This window comes from Bartonella sp. AD24XZML, assembly GCF_042196485.1.
Classification (GTDB): Bacteria; Pseudomonadota; Alphaproteobacteria; order Rhizobiales; family Rhizobiaceae; genus Bartonella.
Genome location: NZ_JBHIQH010000101.1, coordinates 1 through 1240 on the forward strand (window position 1 = coordinate 1; position 1240 = coordinate 1240).

The 1240-nt window shown below is 38.7% G+C and carries 1 protein-coding gene and 1 pseudogene; both read left to right on the forward strand.

Annotated features, from left to right (window positions below; genetic code table 11):
* Positions 1-193 (forward strand): annotated as a pseudogene (locus ACFIMX_RS08960) (hypothetical protein); the annotation flags it as partial.
* Positions 194-270: 77 nt separating this feature from the next.
* Complete coding sequence (locus tag ACFIMX_RS08965) at positions 271-1092, forward strand: DNA adenine methylase (protein ID WP_375639938.1); 822 nt, start codon at positions 271-273, stop codon at positions 1090-1092.
* Positions 1093-1240: the final 148 nt, after the last annotated feature.

Consider the following 1240-nt stretch of genomic DNA (forward strand, 5'->3'; position numbering starts at 1 on the left):
TCAAGGGTTTCGTGGGCAAATCAATGGGCCATGGAAAGCTTCCACTGTCACCCACTGCTATGAAAAACAAAGCGGATACACTACAGAAATTACACTCGAAGCACCAAACAAGGGAAGGGACAAAAATAGAGGCTGGGCTGGTCACCCAGCCAACGGGAACAGTTTAGCGACAACCCCGTCCGATGCAACTTAACTTAACATCGCAGCCACTTTTTATCACTTAAAGCAATGAGAAGACGATTAACATAGATGAAAGAGTGTTAAAAAATAATGGATATACTTCATAAGGAAAAATTAAAATCTGTTGAACCTATTTCACCAGCTGCTGCTTATATTGGGGGCAAAAGAAGATTAGCCAAAACCATTGTCAAAATCATTGAAGATATTCCACATAGCATTTATGCTGAGCCTTTCGTTGGTATGGGTGGAATATTCTTTAGACGGAAACTGATTCCATCTACTGAAATTATCAATGATTTTTCAGGAGATGTGGTGAATTTTTTTCGGGTGTTACAACGCCATTATCACCCTTTTATAGAACTGTTAGCGTTTCAAATAAGCAGCCGTGAGACGTTTGAACGCTTACAGACACAAAATCCAGAAACGCTTACGGATTTAGAACGGGCTTTGCGGTTTTTATATTTGCAGCGTTTAAGTTTTAGTGGGAAAGTAGCAGAGCGTACGTTTAGAGTTGAGACAGACCGTAGTGCACGGTTTAATCCCTTCAAACTTGAAGGTATATTAAAGCTTATTTACCGCCGTTTAGCGAGAGTTATCATTGAACATTTAGACTGGTCTGATTTTATTGTGCGTTATGACCGGCCAAATACCTTGTTTTATCTTGATCCACCTTATTTGGGTGTTGAGGATTATTATGGCAAGGACTTGTTTAAGCGGGAGGATTACCAGAGGATGTCTATGCTGCTTACACAATTAAAGGGGAAGTTTCTTCTCTCTCTCAATGATGTGCCAGAGATTCGAAAAACCTTCAGTCAATTCCATATAAAAGAGGTGAGAACAATTTATTCCTGTAATTTGTCAAATAATGCGATTCCGGCAAAGGAACTCATCATTACCAATTGTGATATTTAGGAGAAGAGAAAAAGATCTATTAAAGGGATTTAAACAATCTTTGAAAGGTCTTTGAAGACCCTTTGAGCCCCCCTTAAAATCATGTAAAAGAAAATAAATTGATACAAAACCTAGTGGCAAAATATACAAAACCTAGTGGCAAGCTACA

Excerpts from the sequence above, each read along its gene's own strand:
- ACFIMX_RS08965 (WP_375639938.1), top strand. The coding sequence starts at position 271 with ATGGATATACTTCATAAGGAAAAATTAAAATCTGTTGAACCTATTTCA.